Origin of the sequence: Effusibacillus lacus (assembly GCF_002335525.1) — a bacterium.
In the GTDB taxonomy this organism is placed as follows: Bacteria; Bacillota; Bacilli; order Tumebacillales; family Effusibacillaceae; genus Effusibacillus; species Effusibacillus lacus.
In genome coordinates this window covers 58029-81045 of the sequence record NZ_BDUF01000064.1, presented here as the reverse complement: position 1 = coordinate 81045, position 23017 = coordinate 58029, and the positions used below count along the sequence as shown (strand labels likewise).

Annotated in this window: 23 protein-coding genes and 1 pseudogene; 18 read left to right on the top strand and 6 right to left on the bottom strand. The window is 49.8% G+C overall.

From position 1 onward, the window contains the following. Window positions 1-169: 169 nt before the first annotated feature. The 3 genes from EFBL_RS13100 to EFBL_RS21915 all read left to right on the top strand — a co-directional run bounded on the left by EFBL_RS13100 (window position 170) and on the right by EFBL_RS21915 (window position 1519). Entirely contained in the window at window positions 170-763 is a 594-nt protein-coding gene (locus tag EFBL_RS13100; protein ID WP_096182562.1) for a hypothetical protein, read from the top strand. Window positions 764-784: 21 nt separating this feature from the next. Next, window positions 785-1174 (top strand): hypothetical protein, encoded by a 390-nt coding sequence (locus EFBL_RS13095; RefSeq protein WP_096182561.1) that lies wholly within the window; start codon window positions 785-787, stop codon window positions 1172-1174. A gap of 162 nt (window positions 1175-1336) precedes the next feature. Beyond that, window positions 1337-1519: a DUF6366 family protein gene (locus EFBL_RS21915; RefSeq protein WP_096182560.1), complete on the top strand. Its 183-nt coding sequence runs from the start codon at window positions 1337-1339 to the stop codon at window positions 1517-1519. A gap of 40 nt (window positions 1520-1559) precedes the next feature. Here the strand turns inward: EFBL_RS21915 and EFBL_RS13085 are convergent, their stop codons facing one another. The 3 genes from EFBL_RS13085 to EFBL_RS13080 all read right to left on the bottom strand — a co-directional run bounded on the left by EFBL_RS13085 (window position 1560) and on the right by EFBL_RS13080 (window position 3709). Then, the gene (locus EFBL_RS13085; RefSeq protein WP_096182559.1) at window positions 1560-2018 is read right to left on the bottom strand and encodes an N-acetyltransferase; all 459 of its coding nucleotides are present in this window, start codon (window positions 2016-2018) and stop codon (window positions 1560-1562) included. Between the two features lie 75 nt (window positions 2019-2093). Beyond that, on the bottom strand, window positions 2094-2240 hold the full coding sequence (locus EFBL_RS20610) for a hypothetical protein (protein ID WP_165912587.1): 147 nt from the start codon (window positions 2238-2240) through the stop codon (window positions 2094-2096). Beyond that, window positions 2237-3709, bottom strand: coding sequence for a putative glycoside hydrolase (locus tag EFBL_RS13080; protein ID WP_165912588.1), 1473 nt, complete (start codon window positions 3707-3709; stop codon window positions 2237-2239). The genes EFBL_RS20610 and EFBL_RS13080 overlap by 4 nt, the downstream gene beginning before the upstream one ends. Before the next feature lie 204 nt (window positions 3710-3913). On the opposite strand from EFBL_RS13080, the gene EFBL_RS20605 reads away from it, so the two are divergent. From EFBL_RS20605 to EFBL_RS13050, 7 genes are all read left to right on the top strand, one after another. After that, window positions 3914-4051: a hypothetical protein gene (locus tag EFBL_RS20605; RefSeq protein WP_165912589.1), complete on the top strand. Its 138-nt coding sequence runs from the start codon at window positions 3914-3916 to the stop codon at window positions 4049-4051. A 923-nt stretch (window positions 4052-4974) separates the two neighbouring features. Further along, window positions 4975-6069 carry a carbamoyl phosphate synthase small subunit gene (locus EFBL_RS13075; RefSeq protein WP_096182557.1) on the top strand — a complete coding sequence of 365 codons (1095 nt, stop codon included), beginning with the start codon at window positions 4975-4977 and terminating at the stop codon, window positions 6067-6069. Then, the gene (carB, locus tag EFBL_RS13070; protein WP_096182556.1) at window positions 6059-9274 is read left to right on the top strand and encodes a carbamoyl-phosphate synthase (glutamine-hydrolyzing) large subunit; all 3216 of its coding nucleotides are present in this window, start codon (window positions 6059-6061) and stop codon (window positions 9272-9274) included. Before EFBL_RS13075 ends, carB begins: the two co-directional genes overlap by 11 nt. A 23-nt stretch (window positions 9275-9297) precedes the next feature. Beyond that, window positions 9298-10266, top strand: coding sequence for an ornithine carbamoyltransferase (argF, locus tag EFBL_RS13065; protein WP_096182555.1), 969 nt, complete (start codon window positions 9298-9300; stop codon window positions 10264-10266). Between the two features lie 73 nt (window positions 10267-10339). After that, complete coding sequence (locus EFBL_RS13060) at window positions 10340-11578, top strand: argininosuccinate synthase (protein WP_096182554.1); 1239 nt, start codon at window positions 10340-10342, stop codon at window positions 11576-11578. Between the two features lie 360 nt (window positions 11579-11938). Continuing rightward, window positions 11939-13354 carry an argininosuccinate lyase gene (gene argH / locus EFBL_RS13055; RefSeq protein WP_096182553.1) on the top strand — a complete coding sequence of 472 codons (1416 nt, stop codon included), beginning with the start codon at window positions 11939-11941 and terminating at the stop codon, window positions 13352-13354. A gap of 135 nt (window positions 13355-13489) precedes the next feature. Continuing rightward, a complete protein-coding gene (locus EFBL_RS13050) occupies window positions 13490-15211 on the top strand; it encodes a YcdB/YcdC domain-containing protein (RefSeq protein WP_096182552.1) in 1722 nt (573 codons plus the stop codon). A 34-nt stretch (window positions 15212-15245) separates the two neighbouring features. Here EFBL_RS13050 and EFBL_RS13045 read toward each other — a convergent pair whose 3' ends face one another. Both EFBL_RS13045 and EFBL_RS22095 read right to left on the bottom strand, forming a co-directional pair. Then, entirely contained in the window at window positions 15246-15884 is a 639-nt protein-coding gene (locus EFBL_RS13045; protein WP_096182551.1) for a nucleotidyl transferase AbiEii/AbiGii toxin family protein, read from the bottom strand. Continuing rightward, window positions 15842-16138: a DUF6922 domain-containing protein gene (locus EFBL_RS22095; protein WP_424955044.1), complete on the bottom strand. Its 297-nt coding sequence runs from the start codon at window positions 16136-16138 to the stop codon at window positions 15842-15844. Before EFBL_RS22095 ends, EFBL_RS13045 begins: the two co-directional genes overlap by 43 nt. Window positions 16139-16356: 218 nt before the next feature. On the opposite strand from EFBL_RS22095, the gene EFBL_RS13035 reads away from it, so the two are divergent. Both EFBL_RS13035 and EFBL_RS13030 read left to right on the top strand, forming a co-directional pair. Beyond that, window positions 16357-16701 carry a nucleotidyltransferase family protein gene (locus EFBL_RS13035; RefSeq protein ID WP_165912590.1) on the top strand — a complete coding sequence of 115 codons (345 nt, stop codon included), beginning with the start codon at window positions 16357-16359 and terminating at the stop codon, window positions 16699-16701. Next, complete coding sequence (locus EFBL_RS13030; RefSeq protein WP_096182548.1) at window positions 16677-17072, top strand: HI0074 family nucleotidyltransferase substrate-binding subunit; 396 nt, start codon at window positions 16677-16679, stop codon at window positions 17070-17072. Before EFBL_RS13035 ends, EFBL_RS13030 begins: the two co-directional genes overlap by 25 nt. A gap of 220 nt (window positions 17073-17292) precedes the next feature. Here EFBL_RS13030 and EFBL_RS13025 read toward each other — a convergent pair. Beyond that, window positions 17293-17631, bottom strand: a pseudogene (locus EFBL_RS13025) (GNAT family N-acetyltransferase); the annotation flags it as partial. A gap of 108 nt (window positions 17632-17739) precedes the next feature. Here EFBL_RS13025 and EFBL_RS13020 point away from each other — a divergent pair. The 6 genes from EFBL_RS13020 to EFBL_RS12995 all read left to right on the top strand — a co-directional run bounded on the left by EFBL_RS13020 (window position 17740) and on the right by EFBL_RS12995 (window position 23010). Continuing rightward, window positions 17740-17883: a WCX domain-containing protein gene (locus EFBL_RS13020; protein WP_096182578.1), complete on the top strand. Its 144-nt coding sequence runs from the start codon at window positions 17740-17742 to the stop codon at window positions 17881-17883. 85 nt (window positions 17884-17968) lie between these two features. Then, a complete protein-coding gene (locus EFBL_RS13015) occupies window positions 17969-18229 on the top strand; it encodes a zinc ribbon domain-containing protein (RefSeq protein WP_096182547.1) in 261 nt (86 codons plus the stop codon). Window positions 18230-18567: 338 nt separating this feature from the next. Next, the gene (gene ftsE, locus EFBL_RS13010; RefSeq protein ID WP_096182577.1) at window positions 18568-19254 is read left to right on the top strand and encodes a cell division ATP-binding protein FtsE; all 687 of its coding nucleotides are present in this window, start codon (window positions 18568-18570) and stop codon (window positions 19252-19254) included. Then, window positions 19244-20128, top strand: a complete 885-nt coding sequence (gene ftsX, locus EFBL_RS13005; RefSeq protein WP_096182546.1) for a permease-like cell division protein FtsX — start codon at window positions 19244-19246, stop codon at window positions 20126-20128. Before ftsE ends, ftsX begins: the two co-directional genes overlap by 11 nt. Before the next feature lie 81 nt (window positions 20129-20209). Continuing rightward, window positions 20210-21640: a S41 family peptidase gene (locus tag EFBL_RS13000; RefSeq protein ID WP_172899711.1), complete on the top strand. Its 1431-nt coding sequence runs from the start codon at window positions 20210-20212 to the stop codon at window positions 21638-21640. 83 nt (window positions 21641-21723) lie between these two features. Next, a complete protein-coding gene (locus EFBL_RS12995; RefSeq protein ID WP_096182545.1) occupies window positions 21724-23010 on the top strand; it encodes a PDZ domain-containing protein in 1287 nt (428 codons plus the stop codon). Window positions 23011-23017: the final 7 nt, after the last annotated feature.

Below are 23017 nucleotides of genomic sequence, written 5' to 3'. Positions count from 1 at the left end.
GCGTAGAGAGTTAATAATGGAAAGCTAATACCGGAAAGCTAATACCGAAGGGGTATGGAGAAACTCTAAAAGTCAAATTGGATATGAAGGGAGATAAAAGGTTCAAATACTTGGACATTTGATAATGCATTTAACTAGATGGCTACAAATAAGTTGGGAGGTTATCTGAATGATAAACAAAAAGATTTTATCTGGTTTTCTAGCGTTTATTTTTTCTGCGGTCATAGGCGCCGTAACAGTGTTTGCTACACAATACACTGTTACACCTTGGTTGAATACTGATACAAACATCTATGTTTATGACTATGCTGCAAGGGGAAATGTATATTCTACGATTAATGTAGATAAATTTGGAGACTCACAAAATAAGATTTGGGCTCAATATTGGGTGGGACATCCATATACAAAGGATCAATCTATGGGGGTAATTAACTCCTACGATAGTTCTAGGATGAGTCTTGTAGGGTTCCGTGAACCCGATCCAAATTCTCAATACAACAGTGTACTAAATTATAAAATTGAAAGTGATCCATATCATACAAATATAAGGGATGTAATAGCAAATGGTACTGTGAAGGCAAATACAACTGGATACATCGGATTACAGTATCAAATAAAAGTGCCTTCTCTAACGTTTGACTTTGCTTATTATGGCTCTAATAAACCCCATCATAGCTTAGCAGGTTACATGGTCGATTACGTGATGTCATGGACTTCTGACGTAACAGTTGTAAATGGTAATTCAATGTATATATACCAATAAAGACAAAAGGAGGAGCTAACAGTGAAATCAAAAACGTTGACTATTAGTATTTGTTCATTCGGCTTGGCTTTGGGAGTTTTATTTGGTTTCAATATCGTGAATGCAAATTCTAAATATATCAAAAAAGACGGATTCTTGATTGATTCAAAAACTAAAACACCAGTTACTGAATACATTACTATAGATGAAAATTCACCACTAGCAAAAGAAAAATCTGTAAAGTTGGTAAACGGTATAGATGAGTCAATTGTAGCTGAGGTCACTTTAGAGGAATTTTTGAAAAACCAACAGTATTATGAAAAACTGCTAACCGAGAAAACTAATAAAGCTAAAGAAGCGTTAGTAAAGGCAGGGAAATGGGAAGAGTTTAAAGAAAAATTTGAACAGAAACGTGGAGCTACTTCCAAGTAAATAAGCAATCACGAGAGAGTACTGCAAAAGCAGTACTCTCTATAGTTAAGAAAGTATTCGTTTTATTACAGTGTATTTTCCTAATAATTGGTTCTTTTGGTAAGAACCGGCTTATGATGCATGACAAAATTGTCTTTAAAAAATTCCTGAAGGGGTATTTCTGTGAATAATAAGAATGACAAGAAGAAAAAACACGAATATGAAAAAAATCCATTTTCAAATTTAAAAGACTCGTTTGATCGGGCTGAGGTCGGTGATTTAAGACCATTGAGCCAATTGGGATGCTTACCGACAATCATTTTCATTATCATAGGATTCCTCATTTTTTTTATTTTAACAAGGTAGAGCTTGTTGAATAATTAGCAGGCATCTTTTCTTCAAAAAGTTATGGCAAATATTCATACAACATGGCCGTTTCGTCGCAAGTGGGGAATTTGGTGCAGTTCATGCAGTCCTTCCACACTTTGTGCGGGAGGTTTTCTTTCTGCACGATTCGGAAACCGCATTTGGCGAAAAAATCAACCTGGTAGGTCAGGGACAGGATCCGGGGGATTCCAAGCTGCAGCGACTCCTTCACCAAGAGTGTGACCAGTTCCTTGCCAAGCCCCAAGCCTTTTTTGTCGGATGCAATGGCAAGCGACCGGATCTCTGACAGATCCTGCCAGAGAATGTGCAGGCCGCCGACCCCCACAATCCGCCCGTCATCTTCAATCACGGTCATCGATTGAAGGTTCTCGTATATGGAAATGCGTGGACGAGGCAAAAGCAACCCCTGGTCCGCATTGGTTTGAATCAGTTGATAAATGGCTTCCGTATCTGCCATTACCGCTTTCCGAAACTGCATGCCCATCACTTCCCAAATGAATATGCATAAATAATGTATAAGTATACACACCCATGCATGTCCTGTCTATATGGATTATTCCCGCTGCAAAATGTCGTTCAATGCCTGCATTTCCACATCAGCCGGATGGGGCTGGGATACCGGGGCAGTACTGACCGATTGGCCGGAGCATCCGGCAAGCAGCAGCGAACCTGTCAGAATCAGCGGGATGAATCTCGTCATGGGGTGTAATCGACTCCGTTCGTGTAGGAGTTTCCGGCGTTCCAGAGCAGGAATTCGTTGATGCCGTTTGCTTTCAACGCTTGAATTTGCGCTTCCACTTCCGCCTTGCCATAGCGCTTGTAATTGCCTCCGCCAAGCCAGCTTGCGGTAAAGTCCTGAATCCACGGGCGGGAGATGACCTTATTTTTCAAAGCGCCGAGTTTTTCGCTTTCCGCTTTGGCGTATTCGTCCACCAACCGGTACGGTTCCAGATCCGGTTTGGGGATGTGGAAGTATCCCGGGCCCCAATGGGACGGATAGATCATGGAGGATATGACATCCACATTTTCACAGATCCGTGAGAAGTTTTGTCCGATACCGGGTGTTTCCGGAAGGGTGGCCGAGTACCCGAAGATGTCCACGCTCACCTTGACACCATAAGGTTCCAATTCTTTCTTTGCATAGGAGACAAAGTCGGTTACCGCATCCACACGCAGCTGCACCAGGCGTTCTTTTTCGGAAAATTGGGGTGCTTGAGGTGCGGACTTCTCGTGGTTCTGCAGGTCGGCTGTCGCTTTGGCCAACGCTTCTTCCGCAGACTGAAGTTCTTTCTTCTGTTCGTCAGTGAGGGATTCTTTGCCCTTCAGGTCGGCTACCTTCGCCTGGGCGGTTTCCTGCTGTTTCTTCAGTTCGGCTTTCTTCGCTTCAAAAGCGGCCAGCGCTTCCTGGTGCTGCTTTTGCAATTGGGTAAACTTGGTCGGAGTCCGGTCCTTGTATTCGCCCATGCCGTATTTCAGGGTGCTGTCCATTTTTTCAAAGCCTTCCGGGAAGCGGACATAATCGAACTGAATGTCCTGGAATCCCAATTCGGCTGCTTTCTTGGCGATTTCCACATTGTATTTCCAGACATCCTGCAGAAAGGGGTTCACGAATGCTTCTCCACGTCCGTTTGTCCAAACGGTTCCGTTGGGATTCACGAAAGAGAGTTCGGGATGTGCCTTGGCGTACAGGGAATCTTTGAATACCACGATCCGGGCAATGGGATAAATGTTGTGCTGTTTCAACGTTTCTATCAATGCATTGGGGTCTTTGACAATCGATTGGCTAAAGGTTTGCAGTCCGGGGTCATCCATTTTGTACGTAATGACTCCCCAGTCGTCCTTGATGTCAATGACCATCGCGTTCAAAGCGGTCTTGTCGACCAGGTCCAGCAGTTCGCTCATCCTGTCTCCGCCGGCCGAATGGGCGGTGACATAGATGCCTCGCACGGCGTCAGGATAGGTGAAACCAAAGCTTTGGGCCAGTTTTTGCTTGGGGGGCTCAACAACAGCAGGGGCAGCGGGGGTGTCAAGGGACTCAACAGCTTGTGATGCCGTCGGATCCACCTTCGATTCCGCTTTCGATTCGATCTTGGAGCTTCCGCTGGTAATTACGGTGGTCGAGCAGGCAGCCAACAAAGGAACAAGAAGCAGCGATGGCCATTTTTTCATGTTGATTCCCCTTTGACTTTTTCTTACAAGATTTAAATGCCAAATTTCGCGACATTTTCTATCAGGATTCGACATTACAGAGCCTTCTTCCTTCCTGTATGGGACGCAAAAGCCTAATTTTCCCGAAAAGGGCGGGAGTCCACACGGCTTAAACAGGGCTAACGTACTATAAGGAAGAAGTTTATATAGGTCAGGGGGATTGTGATGTTTCCGTTTGGATATGGCGCACCTGGCGCAGGGTTTGGTTATGGATGGTCCTGGTGGGCGATCGCTTTCCTGGTTGCGTTTGTCGTGATTTTCATAGTGGCCGCACACCGAGGGGGATGGGGAGGATACTGGTAAAGCCCGGTAGTCAACAACCGGGCTTTTTTGTGAAAATCTCTTGGATCACCTGACTGTATTCGTAAGGTGTTTGATCCCCTAATAGGACTCCCCATATATAGGACTGATTTTCAGGCTTATTCTCTTGGCTCCGATTTTACCCCTGAAAATAGGACTGTTTATCAGTCTTAAACTGGATTATTGGTTTGCAGAGCATGAGATTCCCGGAATAGGACTGGAAATTAGTCCTATTATCAAGAATTCAATAAAAAAACGATTATAGGACTAACAATCAGTCTTATTCGCGTGAAACTATATTTCTTCTTAATCGTCTATTATTAGGAAAGGGAAGACGTGCGTAAGGGAGATGGCTTTTATGACATTGTGGCAAATGAAAGCCGAAAACAGCCTAACGTTGGAAGGGTAAACGAAGGAACAAATCGAGGACATGAAGAACGCCAATGAACAGGAAATGAAAGTGCACGGACAAAAATAAATTGGCTAATGGAGATCTACGCGAAGTTAGCCAGTCAAACATCTAAGAGTGACTCGGGGAGGAAAGGAGGCCAGTGGGCCTCTTTCTTTTAGTCTCTTCACCCGAAACCAATCAATCTTAGGGAGGATTCTACTATCCTGCCCGTACTTGTTTGTAGCAAAAAAGACCCCCTGTCGGGGCCTCTTAAAAAGGTGCTCCGATGGGAGCCTCTATATAAACGCCCCCCTGTGTCTATACACCTCCGGGTTGGGGGAAGCGGTGACTCGGATAGTGTACTGTATGCGTCAGCAGGGGCATTGGTTCATGGACAGGGATTTGAAAAAAACATTGCAAATTTATGCATGCGAACGTATAATAATTCGAGAACCTGCATTAATATACAAAAGGGAGTAACAAATAGAAATGAGCCCCCTTTGGTAGCGGGATAAGTCATAAGGAGGGAACCGGGATGCAAGGACGATTGATCCTTGAAAATGGGGAAATTTTTGAAGGGACGATCATCGGACGATCCAGGCGAGGATATGGAGAAGTGGTCTTCCATACCGGCATGACCGGTTACCAAGAGATTCTGACGGATCCTTCCTATACGGGACAAATCGTGGTCATGACCTATCCGTTAATCGGCAATTACGGGATTAACCCGGCCGACTTTGAATCCCGCAAGCCCTGGCTGTCGGGGTTCGTGACAGCGGAAGCATGCGAAGAACCAAGTCACTGGCAAAGCAAACAAACCTTGTCAGACTATCTTGCGGAACAAGACATTGTGGGTCTGACAGGAGTGGATACAAGAAGCATTGTCCGGATGATCCGGGACAAGGGTGCTATGAAAGGCTGGATTCTCCCGGTGACAGGGAATGAGAGTGTGGAAGCGGGGGATCTGGAGTTTCCCGAAACGGAACAGGGGAAAGTCGATCTGGTGACGACCCCGGTTGTATATGAAGTATCTGCAACAGGGAATTACCATGTGGTTGTAATGGATTTTGGCGTGAAGACGAACATTCTGAGGTCCCTTGTACAGATGGGATGCAGGGTAACCGTTGTGCCTGCCGGAACTTCCTTTGAAGTCATTCGCGATCTGCGGCCAGACGGCATCCTGCTGTCAAACGGACCTGGAGATCCGCTTGATTGCGCGGAGATCCTCCCTGTCATCCGCAAACTGGCGGAAACGTACCCCGTTATGGGAATCTGCCTCGGACATCAACTGTTGTCCCTTGCTTTTGGCGCCCAGACCGGGAAGATGCTGTTCGGTCACCGGGGGTCTAACCATCCGGTGAAAGATCTCACCACGGGGCGAATCTGGATCACTTCGCAAAATCACGGGTACGCAGTGCTTGGTGATCACATTCCGGCCGCGTTGGAAGTGACCCATGTAAATGTCAATGACGGAACGATTGAAGGGGTCCGCGTGAAAGGACTCCCCGCATTCTCGGTGCAGTTCCACCCGGAAGCATGTCCGGGTCCGCGCGACTCGGAAGAACTGTTTGAGCGGTTCCTGCAGTTTATGGCCCAACAGGAGGAGCGTCATCTTGCCTATGCAACCTGATTCTACAACCAAAGATTCGATACTTGTAATCGGCTCCGGACCCATCGTGATCGGGCAGGCGGCGGAATTCGACTATGCGGGAACCCAGGCGTGCAAAGCGCTGAGGGAAGAGGGGTACCGCGTGATTCTGGTCAATTCCAACCCGGCAACGATTATGACGGATCTGGACGTGGCGGATGTTGTATATATAGAGCCGTTAAATGTCGAAGTCTTGACCCGGATTATTGACCGGGAGCGCCCCGCCGGGCTGCTGGCCACCTTGGGCGGTCAGACCGGATTGAACCTGGCCGTGGACCTGGATGAAGCGGGTGTGCTTGAGAAATATGGAGTCAAACTGCTGGGAACCACCCTTGAATCGATTAAACAGGCGGAAGACCGCCAACTGTTCAAGGATTTGATGGATTCGATCAGACAGCCGATTCCCCAATCGGAAGTCGTGGAATCTCTGGAAGAAGGATTCGCGTTTGTTGAGAAAATCGGCCTGCCCGTCATTATCCGCCCTGCCTATACACTTGGGGGCACAGGGGGCGGAATCGCCGAGACGGTGGAAGAGTTCAAAGAGATTGCCACTCGCGGGCTGAAACAGAGTCCCATTGGCCAGATTCTGGTGGAGCGAAGCATCAAAGGCTGGAAAGAGATTGAGTATGAAGTCATGCGGGATGCGGCCGACACCTGCATTACCATCTGCAACATGGAAAATATTGACCCGGTAGGCGTACACACGGGGGACAGCATTGTGGTGGCGCCGTCCCAGACGCTGACCGATCAGGAATACCAGATGCTGCGGACAGCAGCCGTTGACATTATCCGGGCGCTAAAGATTGAAGGGGGATGCAACGTCCAGTTTGCCCTGCATCCGACAAGCCGGGAATACTGTGTAATTGAAGTGAACCCTCGTGTTTCCCGTTCTTCGGCTTTGGCATCCAAAGCCACCGGGTATCCAATTGCCAAAATGGCTGCCAAGATTGCGGTGGGTAAGCGGTTGGATGAGATCTTGAACCCGGTAACCGGCAAGACTTATGCATCCTTTGAACCGGCGCTTGACTATGTGGTGGTGAAAATTCCCCGCTGGCCCTTTGACAAGTTCCCGACAGCCGACAGGCGATTGGGAACGCAGATGAAGGCAACCGGCGAAGTGATGGCGTTGGAACGGTCTTTTGAAGCGGCGCTTCAGAAGGCGCTGCGCTCGCTGGACATCGGGCTGGATGGCCTGGAACTGCCCGGAGTCGAAGCGTGGCCGGATGAAGATCTGGAGCGAATTCTGGCCAAGGAACCGGACGACCGCCGATTGTTCGTGGTGGCGGAAGCGTTGCGCCGGGGTTGGTCGCAGGAACAAATCTGCCATCTATCAGGCATAGACCGATTTTTCATAAGCAAGTTGGCAAAGTTGATTCGGTTTGAGCAGGAGTTGGTGTCAGGCGGGAAGGATCACATACCGGATGAGAGATTGCTGGAAGCAAAGAAGCTTGGGTTTTCCGATGACCGCATCGCCCGTTTGACCGGGATGAACTGGGAAGAGGTGCGGGCGAAACGACTGGCTGCCGGAATTGTTCCTTCTTATTTGCTGGTGGATACATGCGCAGCCGAATTCGAATCGGCCACTCCCTATTATTATTCAACCTACCGCAGCCGGGATGAAGTGGCTCGATCCGACAAGAAGAAGGCCCTGGTGATTGGCTCGGGACCCATCCGGATCGGCCAGGGTATCGAGTTTGATTACTGTTCGGTTCACTCCGTGTGGGCCTTGAAACGGCAGGGCTATGAAACGGTAATCATCAACAATAACCCGGAAACGGTATCGACCGATTTTGACACGGCGGATCGTTTGTATTTCGAACCGCTGACGCTGGAAGACGTATTGGCGGTCATAGAAAAAGAGGGCGTTGAGCAAGTGTTCGTCCAGTACGGCGGGCAAACGGCCATCAATCTGGCGGTCAAATTGGAGAAAGTCCTGCAGGGTACCGGAATCAAACTGGCGGGGACACCGCTTTCCGCTATCCACCGCGCCGAAGACCGTGACGAGTTCCGGAATTTCCTGTTGGAACTGGGAATCCCGCAAAGTCAGGGAGGGACCGCCTATGATGTGGATTCAGCAGTATCCGTTGCTGCATCAATCGGGTATCCGGTAGTGGTTCGGCCGTCTTATGTAATCGGCGGCCGGGCCATGGCGGTCGTCCATAATGAATGGGAACTGCGTGACTATATGCGGTTGGCTGTGGATGTCAATCCGGAACACCCGGTTTTGATCGATGCTTATCTGGAAGGGAAAGAGGTTGAAGTCGACGCAGTATGTGACGGGGAGAACGTCCTGATCCCCGGAATCTTCGAACATATTGAACGGGCAGGCGTCCACTCGGGCGACTCCATGGCGGTGTATCCGCCTCAATCACTCTCTTCCGAAGAGGTCCGGACAATCGTCGAATACACGGAAAAAATCGCCTGTAACCTGCCCGTAGTAGGACTGGTCAACATTCAGTTTGTGATTTTCGGGGGCTGCGTTTATGTTCTTGAAGTCAATCCGCGTGCTTCGCGGACAGTGCCAATTATCTCGAAGGTGACCGGTATTCCCCTGATTGACCTGTCCGTCAAGACCCAGTTGGGGATGAAGCTGACGGACTGCGGATACGGAACTGGACTCGCTCTCAACCAGCCCTTTGTGGCGGTCAAGGCGCCGGTGTTCTCCTTTGCAAAGATTACCGGATTTGATATCCACCTGGGACCGGAAATGAAGTCCACCGGGGAAGTCCTCGGCATAGGCAAAGACTTTGCATCCGCAACAGCCAGTGCCTTTGCCGGGATGGGAATCGGCTTGAAACCGGGCGGTTTGTTCTGTTCCATAACGGAACGGGAGAAGGCGACCGCCATACCGCTTTTGAAACGTTACGCAAGTTTGGGGTTCAAGCTGTATGCGACTTCGCAAACCGCTTTGTACCTTCAAATAAATGGAATTCCGGATGTGATCCCGGTCGGGAAGGACCGGGACGAAATCGAAAGGTTGATGAAGTCGGGCGCGATTCAACTGGTGCTCAATATCCCGACACGGGGACAGGATCCTGAACGATTGGGGTTCTGGCTGAGACGATACAGCGTCGAAACGCGAGTGCCCTGCCTGACATCACTGGATACGGCAGGCGCGCTGCTGATGGTGTTGGAGCAACACGCGGAAGTGGAGCCAAAGCCTTTGGCGCCGGTTGCGGTTAAGTAGAGTTTTTGGGGGAGGGAAAGGGAATGTCCAAATTAATGCCCATGTTTAAGGAGTGGCAGGTCAATCGGCTGGTGGGACGGGATTTTGTGGATTTCGCCGATTACACGCCTTCCGAGCTGAATTATTTGCTTGAGTTGGCCGAGGCCATTAAAGAGAAACAGAAGAAAGGCGAGAAGTACCAACCGTTGTCCGGAAAAACGCTGGGGATGTTTTTTACGAAGGCTTCCACCAGAACCCGGGTATCCTTTGAAGTGGGGATGTATCAGCTGGGCGGCCATGCGCTTTTTCTCTCAAATGGGGACACTCAGTTGGGCCGGGGGGAACCGATCTCCGATACGGCCAAAGTGATGTCCCGCTATGTGGATGGCATCATGATCCGGACATTTGCGCACGAAGATGTCGTGGAACTCGCCGAGCATGCGAGCGTACCTGTCATAAATGCATTGACCGATTTGCATCATCCGTGCCAGGTGTTGGCCGATATCCTGACTTTGAAAGAACACAAGGGACAGTTGGAAGGATTGACTGTGGCTTACGTGGGAGACGGCAACAACATGGCCAATTCGTGGATCCAGGCGGCGCCCAAGTTTGGATTGAATATGAGAGTGGCAACTCCGGTTGGATATGAGTGCGACCCTGCAGTGGTGGCCCAGGCAAAGCAATTTGCCCGGGAATTCGGAACGGAGCTGGTGGTAACAAACGATCCGGTGGAAGCTGTGGCAGGGGCGGACGTGATTTACACCGATGTCTGGGCAAGCATGGGACAGGAAGCGGAACAGGCGGAGCGTGTGAAGAAGTTTGCCGCTTTCCAGGTGAATGAAGAGCTTTGCAAGCATGCAAAGGATGACTTCCTGTTCATGCACTGTCTGCCGGCACACCGTGGGGAAGAAGTGACGGCCGGAATCATCGATGGCCCGCACTCGGTCGTCTTCGACGAAGCGGAAAACCGCCTGCATGTACAGAAGGCGATTCTCGTGGCGACTATCGGGTAGTGGCCGTATGCAGTCTTCTTGTGAGATAATGGCTAAGAATGGAATATAAGCAACGGAATGGAGCGACAAAAGGATGGCAAAGCAGAAGATTGTACTGGCGTATTCCGGTGGACTGGATACGTCCGTTATTTTGACGTGGCTGAAAGAGACTTACGATGCTGAAATTATCGCATTCACAGCGGATATCGGACAGAAAGAGGAGCTGGAAGGCCTCGAGGAGAAGGCGCTCCGCACAGGTGCCAGCAAAGTCTACATCGATGATTTGCGGGAAGAGTTTGCGCGGGACTTCATTTATCCGATGTTCCAGGCGGGTGCGCTTTACGAAGGACAGTATTTGCTTGGTACGAGCATTGCGCGTCCACTGATTGCCAAGCGGATGGTGGAAATTGCACGGGCCGAAGGGGCAACGGCGATTGCACACGGCGCCACCGGCAAAGGCAATGACCAGGTGCGTTTTGAGTTGACGGCTGCCGCTTTGGCACCTGAACTGGAAGTGATCGCACCATGGCGCATCGAAGCTTTCCGTGAGCAGTTCCCCGGCAGGGCCGAAATGATCGCTTATGCTGAGAAGCATGGCATTCCGGTGCAGGCTACGGCAGCGAAGCCCTATTCCATGGACCGCAACCTGCTGCATATCAGTTTTGAGAGCGGAATGTTGGAAGACCCCTGGTTCGATGCCAGCAGCGAGGAAAACAAAGACATGTACGTGCTCAGTGTTTCGCCGGAGGATGCCCCGGACCAGCCGGAATATCTGGAGTTGGACTTTGAGCAGGGGAATTGTGTCGGTTTGAACGGGGAACGCATGACCCCGCTTCAGGTAATGGAGAAGCTGAATGAACTGGGTGGCAAGCACGGAGTGGGACGTGTGGACATGGTCGAGAACCGGTTTGTTGGCATGAAGAGCCGCGGGGTGTATGAGACGCCGGGGGGCACCATCCTGTTTGCTGCTCACCGTCGCATGGAATCGCTGACGATGGACCGCGAAGTCATGCAGCTGCGAGATTCGCTGATCCCCCGTTACAGTTCGCTTGTATATAATGGGTTCTGGTTCGCCCCGGAAAGGCTTGCCCTGCAGGCACTGGTGACCGAAAGCCAGAAGAATGTCACCGGTACCGTCCGGGTGAAACTCTACAAAGGGAATGTGATAGCAGCCGGGGTGAAAAGTCCTGTGAGCCTGTACAACCCGAACATCGCGACAATGGAGGCAGACCCGACTCAAGCATACAACCAATCTGACGCAACCGGATTTATCCGTTTGAATGCGCTGCGTCTGAAAGTGGCGTCCGGCGTGCAGCAGACTCAGGATAAATAATGGAAAATCTCTAGTGAAGAGAGTTCTTATATTGGTCAGGATGGCTGTCGAAAAATTTAACGGGCGTTCAGGGCGCTATTCTTGTCGAATTTTCTTATTTCTATAAAATAGCGGTCTTCTAAGGTCTTATTTTCTTTGAACGCGAGCCAAACGCACCGAAGGCAACGGTTTTTGGAAAAATAAGACCTTCAAAAACCGTTATTTCAAGATTAAAACTCGAAAATCCGAAATTAAGGATCTCAAAGATTGTTATTTTTGTTATGTTAACTGGTGCCCCGTAATCCGGAGGCGGAGTTGGTATAAAAGCGGAAAAAATTCCATGCATAAGCAGCGATATTGGGCAGAAAGGAAGTAAGAAAAGTGTCGAAGCTATGGGGCGGACGTTTTACGAAACCGACAGACAAACTGGTGGAAGAGTTTACCGCTTCCATTGGATTTGACCAAAAGCTGGCCGTGGATGATATCCGCGGCTCGCTTGCTCATGTGAAAATGTTGGGGGCATGCGGCATAATCCCGCAGGAAGATGCGAACAAAATCCGGCAAGGACTGATGACCATTCTGGAGGATGTGAAGGCGGGCACACTTACTTATACGGTGGAGAACGAAGACATTCACATGAATATCGAGAAGTATCTGATTGATAGAATCGGGCCGGTGGGTGGCAAACTGCATACGGGACGTTCCCGAAATGATCAGGTTGCGACCGACATGCACCTCTACTTACGCCGGGAAACAAAACAGATTGTCGCTCTGTTGGCGGATCTGCTGCAGGCGCTGGTCGATACAGCCGAGAAGTATATCGATGTTGTGATTCCGGGATATACGCACCTGCAGCGGGCGCAGCCCGTTTTGTTTGCCCATCATTTGCTGGCCTATGTGGGAATGTTCTCGCGGGACGCGGAACGACTGCAGGATGCGCTGAAGCGGATTGACATTCTGCCGCTTGGGGCCGGTGCCCTGGCGGGCACCACATTCCCGATTGACCGGAAACTGGTGGCCAAGGAACTGGGCTTCTCCCGGATCTACGACAATTCGATGGATGCGGTGAGCGACCGGGATTTCATACTGGAGTTCCTGAGTGACGCTTCGATTCTGATGATGCACCTGTCCCGTTTTTGCGAAGAATTGGTGCTTTGGTCCTCGACGGAATTCGGGTTTGTGGAGCTGGATGACGCCTACTGCACAGGTTCTTCCATCATGCCGCAGAAGAAGAACCCGGATGTGGCGGAACTGATCCGGGGAAAATCAGGCCGGGTCTATGGCAACCTGTTTGGTCTGTTGACGGTGCTGAAGAGCCTCCCGCTGGCCTACAACAAGGATTTGCAGGAAGACAAAGAGGGAATGTTTGACACGGTAGAGACGGTGAAGGGGTCTCTGGCGCTGTTCGCCGGCATGATCCGTACGATGGAAGTCCGAAAGGAACGGCTGGCCAAAGCGGTGAAAGAGGATTTCTCCAACGCAACCGATCTGGCCGACTATCTGGTGCGCAAAGGACTGCCGTTCAGGCAGGCGCATGAGGTGATCGGCAAACTGGTGCTTTACTGCGTCTCCCATGGCAAGTACCTTGCGGATCTGACACTGGAGGAATACTTGGAGCACAGTTCTCTTTTTGAAGCGGATGTGTACCATGTGATTGACATCCAAACGGTTGTGGATGCACGAAATGTTCACGGGGGAACCGGCAGCGAACAGGTGAAAAAGGCGTTGGAGAAGGCGAAAGAAGACACCGCTCGACTGGGAGTGTGGGTGGAGCAAGAGTTGGCAAAGGAATTGTAACAGATCAGGGATGAACGAATTGAAACCTCTCTTCGAACAGGAGGTTTCTTTTTTTCTGTTTGACCGTGACTTTTTGGAAAGACTGGCGTCTTAAGTAATGGGAGGAAAAAATACCCAGACACAAGGAGGACACCCATGAAAAAGAGAAAGTCTCTCAGTCAAATTTTTCTGGCGGTGCTGGCGGCAAGCACCTTGGCAGCAACTCCTGCATGGGCAGAAGGTGCTGTGAATACCGCCCGGCAGGCGGCGGAAGTGGAACAGCCCGCGTTCAGCAAACAGATGGAGCAGGCGCTGGAGAGGGTGTACAAGGTCTTTCCCGAACTGAAGCAATTGACGCTCCGGCATAAGTTTTACAGCCCTGGGGGCGACGGGCGACCCGCTGCATGGAGCATTGCCTTTGACAACCGGCCCAACGATCCGAAAACGGAAGACAGTTTGAAGTACACCAACGCTTTCGTCAATTTGAACGCGGAAACCGGCGAACTCATGCATATGAACATCCAGAATCCGGATTGGGCATCGGGCGAGTCACCGTCAGAGGAACTCTCCAAAGAAAAAGCGGCTTCTTTTGTCAAACAGGTACTGGGCGATAAAGTAAAGGACTTTCGCGCTGAGGACACGCTCTTTTACGGAAAAAGCGGAGTCAGAGCCGCCGACGGTAAACAGTTGGAATGGGCCCACGCAACTGTGCGGTATGAACGCTTGGTAAACGGCATCCCCTTCAAAAACAGCGGGTTTAGCGTGAATGTGGATTCCGCTGGGCGTGTCGTCGGTTTTGACCAGAATGAGAGGATCGCCTGGGATTTCAGCAAATTCCCGGATCCGAAGCAGGCGATTAGCAAGGAAGAGGCGGAACAGGCCTACGTGAAACTGCTGGACATGAAATTAATGTACAACGGACATCAACCCATTGGCAGCAAACCCTTTGTCGACAAAGCAGAAACGCGTCCTGTGTTGATGTATCTTCCGATTTTCGAAGGAGTTCTGGATGCCCAAACAGGAAACCTGGCGGAATTTGGAATGCGGCCTGCTCAGTCCAACCTCTCAAAGAAGGTGGCGGTTTCTCCCACAGGGGAGACATTGGTTGTCAAATCAAAGGAAGAAGCGGAGAAATTATTGTCGGACGTTTTTGGTATTGACATGAACGAAATGCAGTTCGATCAGAGAGAGGAAACGGATTGGCCATCCGGGAAGAAGTTTCACCACTACTCCTGGCACAGCAAACCGGTAAAAGAGTCGGACGGACGGTCGAATTACGATCAGATGCGCTATGTGCACCTGGGGATCGACGCAGAGACTGGCGAAGTGCTGACAATGAACCTGCAGGACGAGAGCATGAGGGGAAAACAGGCGAAGGTTTCACAGACGGACGCCGAGAAAACCGCGATTCAATTCCTGGAGAGGTACATCAGCCCTAAACACAAGGAGTTGTCGTTGCAGCATGTCTTCTCTACGATGGAAGATGCGGAAAACATCCCGAACTGGGTAGACAAAAACAAGCTGCAGGATCAAAAACAGTCTCCCGAGTACCACTTTAGCTTTCATGCGCTGCACCAGGGCGTTCCCGTCATGGACCGGTCATTCTCGGTGCAGGTCGACGGCGTCACGGGGAAAGTGGCGGGCTTTGCGCTGCAAAGCGCAGCAGTAGAGGACGAGGTAAAACTGCCGGACAATCAAAACGTTGTTTCGGTAGAATCCGCCAAACAGGAATTTTTGAGGCAGCATCCGCTGCAGCTTGTCTACATCTGGCCCGACTACCGCGGTCAAATCGCGCCCGAACCCGTGTTGGTGTATATTCCGGCCGACACCGCTGTCTTCGAATACATCGACGCCTTTTCAGGCAAAACGATGAGATAATAGGGAGCAAAAGGACAGGAGATAAATCCTGTCCTTAAGGAATAATGTCCAGCAACCGTTTTTGTATACTTATAAAGAATTCCTTGACATTCACCCATTCGGTTTTTGTCAGAATTCTCGGCATAGGTTCCCGCTCGGCGTCATCAAAGTAAGTCAGACTTTTCACGATATGGTAGTAATTCATCTTCACGTCCGGAAACTTTTCTGGGAGGCGTTGAATTAAGGTGGAGATGGGAATCCCTGATTTTTCGATAGCATATAAATCAATGAAGTCCTTACGCGCACCTCTTTGACTGGCTGCAATCAGTTTCATCGAGCCTATATCCGGTATCGATGCCAAGAGCAATCCGGGAACATCGGGAGTAGAAATGAGCGGTTCCAGAAGAGGATGGGGATATCTTAACCAGGTTACTTGAATATTGTCCAACAAACCGTGAAACGTTCCGGATTTGGATTCTGTAACAAGAAGCGAACCTATTTCGGATAGGGTTTTCTCGATTTCAGCCGATGAAAAATGGTTCGGACTAAACCAATCAAAGTCAATGGATTCACGGTGTCCCAAAAGCAATGCCAGTGCCGTACCCCCAGCAAGATAACAATCTTTAACAGGTTGGTTTCGGACCATTTTTTCTAGAACAGATCGTCTTGCTTCGTCAATGACGTCCCAAAACACCGCATTTCCTCCTCTTTCAAATTGAAAAAGTATTGCCAGTATCTTGCTGTTTTAAGGGACAATCCCCTGCTAATACGTACGGCTTCTTTTATTTCATCGAGCGAATATACGTCGAAGAGCCAACGAAGGGTATGGTGGTCACCTTCATTTAGCAGCCTTTCGATGATAAAAATTTTGTGTTCGTGAAGATCCAAATCATGCATATGGACATCCCAAAAAAAGGGGTTAAACTCTTCCGGAACCAAGGATTGCATGAACAGACTTTCCCCCTTTGTCGAACTATAACAATAATTTTACATTATGGAGCAGAAGAAACCAAGAAGCACACCCATGTAATCGACGCCTTTACAGGCAAAACGGTAAGATAACAGGGAGCAAAAGGACAGGAGATGAATCCTGTCCTTATTCTTGTGGTTGGGGTAGAATGGAGGTAAAAAAAACACCTCGCAGCTACTATAGAGGAGGAAGCAAAATGGCCCTGTCCCATAAGGAACAACCCAACAGTTTGTCCAGTCGTGAGGCAGTTCTGACGAAGATTCGAAACATTGTTGGGGAGCACCTGCGCGGTATTCCGGCTAAAGTGTATTTGTACGGCTCATGGGCAAGGCAGGAAGAACGCCCGACTTCTGATATTGATCTTGCGATTTGGCCGGGCGAGCCGCTTCCAACAGGAACTTTGGCAAAACTCCGGTCTGCACTGGAAGAAGCCCCGATACCGTATCCGGTAGAGGTGGTCGATTTGCTGGAAGCGGATCAAACCTTCATTCAGCAAGTGATCAAGGAGGGAATCGAATGGAACGAATGGAACAACGTCTGAAAGTTTCTTACCGAGCATTAACGACATTGGACGAAGTACTCTCTATCCCGAATCCTTCCCGTATTGAGAGGGACGCGTCCATTCAACGTTTTGAATACACATTTGAGGCGATTTGGAAAACGGTAAAACAATACCTGCTTGAGTATGAAGGAATGGATATCGGGTCCCCTAAAGGAGTCGTCCGTGCCAGTTTGTCCGTGGGTCTTCTTGATGCGGAAGAGGCAACTTTGGCGCTTGAGATGGTGGATGATAGGAATCTTTCGGTACATACTTACAATGAGGCACTTGCGGACATGATTTTTGGCAGGCTGCCAAAATATGCATCTTTGATGAAAAAGTGGTTGGATGAAGTAAGCGGAAGAAAAAGATGACCGTTGCTTGAGGGTTATCCGGCAGCGAGCAGGTGAAAAAAGCGCTGGAACAGGTAAAAGGTCTGACCTCCGATTTGTCAGATTGGGTCGAAACGGAGTTGAAAGGGGAAGAGTGGAAGCCAAAGGTCTGACCGGATTTTCTAAATGATTTTGTTGTAAAACCGGGATTCTGCGTTTGGTGCATGTTGAAATTTGACAACCGCAGTCGGATTCTGTTTCGTCCTTTGCCTTGATTGTGTTTTTCATCTATCATAATTCGTATGTTGGCGCTGCGGTTGAAGCTGTCAATGTCTTGCAAAGCGATGTCACCAATGACAACGTCCGTTTCCCGAAGGGCAATCAATAAAAGCAGGCTGGAAGAATCCTGCGTTTTTCCTTCGATATACCGGTAGATTTGTTCTCTCGTAAAACTTCTTTGGGTTCCGGTGAGTCTTCTTGTTTCCGGGTGAAACAGCATCCGGAAATAGAGTTCCGTATCATCCAAACCAATCGGTCGCAAATAGACTTTTTGACCTTCCAAAAATCGCACCGGTGTGTTTACGCCTTTTTGAATCTGCATGGTCGGAGCCTCCTGTTTGTTTTATAATAACTATAGCTGCTCACTGATAATTCGAAAATATACAATACCATCACTTCAAGGGTGTCAACCTTGTAAAATTTACCGGCCATTGATTGTAGAGATGAAAGAATTCCAAACGAGTGGTTATACGGTTTTCTTCTCGGTTTTGGGCAACATGTTGAAGTCCTTGAACCCATGCACATCAGGCAGAGAATAAAAGACATTGCATTCCAGATCTATACAACCTATTAAAAAATTTTCAGATTCAGTTTCAATATGACATAGGGCTGTCAAGTTTACCCCCGTATGATGAAATCAAGAACAAGGAGGGATTGTTATGGTTGAAACTATTTGTCAAAGTTGCTCTATGCCACTAAACGGAGAAGAAGTGTTGGGGACTGAAAAAGACGGTTCCAAAACGAAAGAGTACTGCATGTACTGCTATGAAGGGGGCGAATTCAAGCAACCCGACCTGACCATGGAAGGGATGATCGAGATTTGCGTCCCTCATATGAAAGCAGAGGGCATGTCTGAGGAGCAGGCAAGGGCCATACTGAATGAACACCTTCCAAAACTGAAAAGATGGAACAAGCAGTAGCAGATTCCCGCCTTTAAACGGATAGGGCCTGGCATATCGCCGGGCACTTTTTTTGTGTACATATGTATGTCCCAGAGGCTGATACTTTTCGGTCTGCCGGAAGTTTTGATAAGTATAACCGTTTGGAAGGCAGTTTGGAATGCAAAAGACGAGTTGCCAAACAATACCTTGCCAGCAACCCGTCAAAGTCCTGTATAATTTCAGGTTGAGACAGGATTTTGCCGTACACTGTCGAAAAAAGAAGAAGATTGACAGGGGACGGCACGGGGTTCGCGGGAGTCTGGGCGCGTGGTGTGCGCCGTCAAGCGAATTACGGAAAAGAGGATGTGGATGAGTTCATGATCGAAATGCAAGATGTCTGGAAGACCTATCCAAACGGTGTTTCGGCATTAAATGGAATTGATGTAAAGATTGACCGAGGCGAATTTGTATATGTGGTGGGACCCAGCGGCGCCGGGAAATCCACGTTTATCAAATTGATGTACCGGGAAGAAAAACCAACGAAGGGGACGATTTTCGTCAACGGGTTTAATGTCGACCGCATCCGGGAACGTAAGATCCCGTTAATGCGCCGGCAAATCGGCGTGGTATTCCAGGATTTCAAATTGCTGCCCCAATTGACGGCAGCGGAGAACGTGGCGTTCGCCATGGAAGTGATCGAGGCGCCGCGCAAAAAGATCAAGCAGCGAGTGAAAGAAGTAATGGAACTGGTTGGTTTGGGGGATAAACTGAACAATCTGCCCAATCAATTGTCCGGGGGCCAGCAGCAGCGGGTGGCGATTGCTCGGGCTCTTGTAAACAACCCTGCTGTCATTATCGCCGATGAACCGACCGGGAACCTGGACCCGGATACCTCGTGGGAAATCATGCAGTTGTTAAACAAGATCAATGACCACGGAACCACCATTGTCATGGCAACCCACAACAAAGAGGTCGTGAATACGATGAAACGACGTGTATTGGCGATTGAAGACGGAAAAATTGTCCGCGACGAAAGACAGGGGGTATACGGATATGAAGATTAGCACCTTTTTTCGTCATGTCCGGGAAGGTCTGAAGAACATCGGACGCAACGGATGGATGACATTTGCCGCCGTTGGTTCGGTTGTTGTGTCGTTGCTGATTTTGGGCGTGTTTCTGACGGTCGCGCTGAACCTGCAGGAACTTACCAAAGATGTGGAAGCGCAAGTGCAAATGGATGTATTCATGCAGGAAGGAACTTCCCGTAGTGACATCCAGATGGTGGAGGAAAAAATCAAGGCATTGCCCGAAGTGAAATCTGTGGAGTTTGTATCAAAGGAAGACGCCATCCGGCTAATGGTGGAAAAATACAAAGAACACAAGGATTTGTTTGCCGGTCTGGAAATGGACAATCCTTTCCCGGACAAATTTATTGTGAAGGCGCATGATCCTCGCCAATCACTGCAACTGGCGGACCAGATCCGTACGTTTCCCAATGTGGAAAAGGTTTCCGACGGACGGGAAGTAGTGGAAACGCTGTTTAAAGTCATGGACATAGTTCGTTGGATAGGGGGAGCCCTGATTGTCGGGTTGGCTCTGACAGCCGTCTTCCTCATCTCCAACACTATCAAGATCACGATCTACTCGCGCCGCCGGGAGATCGAGATTATGAAGCTTGTCGGAGCCACCAACTGGTTTATCCGCTGGCCGTTTTTCTTTGAAGGCTTGCTGATGGGGGCTCTGGGTGCGCTGATCCCGATCACATTGATTGCTGCCGGCTATGGCTACATTCTGAACAATGTTACCAGTGACACGTTTATTCCGTTGCTTCCGCTTGGCACTCTCGTTACGCAGGTGGGAGGAGTGTTGCTGCTGATCGGGGCGGTCATCGGGGTGTTCGGATCGACCTTCTCGGTCCGGAAATTCCTGAAGATCTAGGGAACTATATATAGCTCTCAAGTACTAGTGTTACAACTTGTCTCATATACTCGCTAGAGAGAGGTCAAAGGCGGTGAATCGATGGAGATACGCAAAAGCACGCTGGCACTTCTGCTTGCCGGCTCTCTGTTTGTCGGGGGAGCTTCGACCTACGGAGTGATGCAGTGGAGGACAGGCTCTCCTCTGACAGGTGGTGACCTACTGCGGTCAAGTACCGGGCAGCAGATGGCCAATTTTTCCAAACTGGAGGAAGTCTACAAGACGCTCCGTTACAACTACTACCAAAACGTGGACGACCAAAAACTGGTTGACGGAGCCATCTCTGGCATGATCGGGGCCCTGGACGATCCGTATTCCACATATATGGATAAAGATACGGCCGATCAGTTCCATATGTCCCTATCCTCTTCCTTCGAGGGGATCGGTGCGACGATCGAATCCATCAACGGGCGGATTACGATTGCATCCCCGATTAAGGGATCTCCGGCGGAAAAGGCGGGATTGCGGGCAGGTGACCAGATCCGCAAGGTGAACGGACAGAGTCTGGACGGGTTGGAAGTCAACCAAGCGGTACTTTTCATCCGCGGAAGAAAAGGGACCGTTGCCGAGTTGGAAATCACGCGTCCCGGTTCGTCGGAGGTGACCCATGTATCTGTCGTTCGCGACGAAATTCCGTTGGAGACCGTATATGCGGAATATTTGGGGAACGGCATTGGCAAAATCCAAATCACTTCCTTCTCGGAAAACACCGCCAAACGGTTTGAGGAAGAACTGAAAAAGCTGGAGGAGCAAGGATTAAAAGGGCTGCTGATCGATGTCCGCGACAACCCGGGAGGCTATTTGGAAGCTGTAAAGGGCATCAGCAACCTGTTGATCCCGAACAAAGGAGTGATCCTGCAGGTAGAATACAAAAACGGGCAGAAAGAAGTGGTCAATTCCACTCTGGAAACGGCGAAATATCCGGTAGTCTGCCTGATAAACGGAGGATCGGCCAGCGCATCGGAGATCCTGGCGGGAGCTCTCAAGGAATCCGGCGGGTATCCGCTTGTCGGGGAAAAAACATTCGGAAAAGGGACTGTCCAGACCCAGCAGGAGTTCAAAGACGGGTCGAATTTGAAATATACCACGGCCAAATGGTTGACCCCAAAAGGCAACTGGATCCACAAACGGGGTGTTGAACCTGATTATCCGGTTGCATTGCCTGCGTACTTTAAACTGACAGCCCTTAACCCTGACACTCCTCTCAAGCGTGACATGAACGGGACAGCGGTCAAGACTCTGCAGCAAATGCTGATTGGAGTGGGTTTGGTTCCGGGAAGGGAAGACGGATACTTCAGCGCGCAGACAGAGGAGGCCGTCAAGACGTTCCAACGAATGAACGGTTTGTCTCCTACCGGCGTTGTGGAAGGTCAAACCACATTCAAGCTGATGGAAGCCATCAACGAGAAAAAGAAAATCAACGATACCCAATTGGAAAAAGCGACTTCCGTACTTCGTTCCTTAATCAAATAGCAGGTAAAAAGTCGTTTCTGTCGAATATTCCCTTGAGGAACATTAGGTCCTCAGGGGTTTTTTGTTTGGAAGGGGGACTGGCGATGGAAGCACTGCCTTTCTTGCTGGAACTGGGCCGCGGATTTTTCGCGATCCTGCTGACGCCGTTTTTTTATGTCGCCATTCTCTTGGTGTACCTGCAGTATCGCAGACAGGTAACGCTGGAACGCCGTTTGTTCGGGGTTCGGGTTACATCAGCAGAGATACAAACGGCCCGGTCTGTAGGATACGGAGTGCTGGGGGGGATAGCCGCATCCCTTTTTATATCCGGTGTGGGCATCGTGCTGAATCCGACCGATTTTGCCTATGTATGGGTGTTGGCGGTGGTCTTGGCGATCTTTAACGTGCGGTTTGTCTGTTTTGCCTATGCGGGAGGAATCCTGTCTCTTGCGGCATTGATCTTGAACGTGCTGCCGGAACTTTCAATAAGCTGGCCGTGGCTGGCTGAGGCATACCTTGATTTGCGATCTTTGTCCATATCTCATCTGTTGGCTCTGGTTGCCATATTGCACCTGATTGAGGCAATGCTTGTCTTTTTACAAGGGGCTGACGGAGCTTCTCCAATCTTTGTGCAGAGCAAAAGGGGGCGTTTGGTTGGCGGATTCATCCTGCAGAAGTTTTGGGTGATTCCCCTTGCGGCAGTTGTTGCAACAGGCTCCCAGGGGTTGCAGATCCCTGCATGGTGGACCCTCTTGCCTGTGGCGGTTTCCCAAGGTTTGCAAATCCTCCCGATTCCTGCTGTACTGGGTTTTTCGGGGGTCGCCCTGTCTCGTCAACCGGCCGAAAAAGCTGCCAGAACGGCAAAGTATCTGGCATTGTATGCGCTCGCCCTGTTGGGGTTGACAATCATGGGGGGGAAGTTTCTTCCTTCATTCTTGTGGATCGCAGCATTATTCTCTCCTGTTGCCCATGAGTGGCTTGTAAAACGGGAGATGGATGAAGAGAAAATCCGTCAGCCCCGTTTCACAAAACCCTTGCAAGGGTTACGCATCCTGGCGGTGTTGCCTGGAAGCCCGTCGGAAAGCATGGGATTGAAACCGGGGGAAACCATCGTCAAGGCCAACGGGATGCCTGTCAATACACCGTATGAACTGCACTTTGCATTGAATCAGAACCCGGCTTTTATCAGGCTTGAAGTAGTGGATGAACAAGGGGAGAACCGGTTTGCGGGAAAACCGAGATTTACGGGAGAGCATCACAGTCTGGGGTTGATTCTGGTTCCCGATGATGCTGCCAGAGAGTATGTCAGGCTGGAAACAATTCCAGTCTGGAAGATGCTTTGGAACTTGTTTGCCAGAAAAACGAACCAAAGCGGCAAAACACCTGCTTAAGCACTCT